Source organism: Ruegeria sp. AL12 (genome assembly GCF_056540885.1).
Genome location: NZ_JBQFXN010000135.1, coordinates 1 through 675, shown reverse-complemented (window position 1 = coordinate 675; position 675 = coordinate 1). Strand labels below are relative to the sequence as shown.

Here is a 675-nt window from a genome sequence, read left to right as displayed (position 1 = left end):
TGGTAACCGGGGTCAGCGGCCCCTATCTTTACCGAAACTGAAACCGCCCAAACCGCTGGTTACATATGGGAAAAACTGCTACGACGCTCAGAGAACAAAACCTATGGAGCAAACGATGATCCGCACTCTACTGATTGGGGCCGCCCTATTGACTTTGACAGCGTGTGAAACGGCAAAAGGTGTCGGGAAAGACATCGGCAAAGCTGGCGACGCGATCAGCAACACTGCAAGTGACGTACAGCAGGCTATTTAACGACCGCGGCTTGTGACCTGAAGCCGGTGATACGGCAGCGCATTCTCTATACTCGGTGACGCGATTGCCGGGGCAACCAAAAATCTGGCGAACGCGCAGCCGCACCATTTTCAGGATTTTCAACAAGTTGGGTCGGACAGCGGCTTCGTTTCGCCACACGAGGCTGCGCTGAAGGTCCGCACGGGTTAGGAAACCGATGCCGGGAACACATTCCGACATCGGACCATCCTGCCCTTATCGCGAGCGATCCAGCCACCGCCCGACCCGTCTCCTCCCTGTGGAGACCAATTTGAGAAGCGCTCCGACCCGACCGGGATTACCTACTAAGCGCTGCAGATTAACTACAGCCAGTACCCCCTACAGCCCAACCGGGCCAGAGACGCTTCAGTTCACCTGACGTTCCAGAACGGTGCTGTAGGTCG

General features: G+C 56.6%; 1 protein-coding gene. It reads left to right on the top strand.

Annotated features, from left to right (window positions below):
- The coding region (locus ACR0C6_RS21835) for an entericidin A/B family lipoprotein (RefSeq protein WP_480621256.1) at nucleotides 1-253 on the top strand (253 nt) is incomplete at its 5' end.
- Nucleotides 254-675 lie beyond the last annotated feature (422 nt).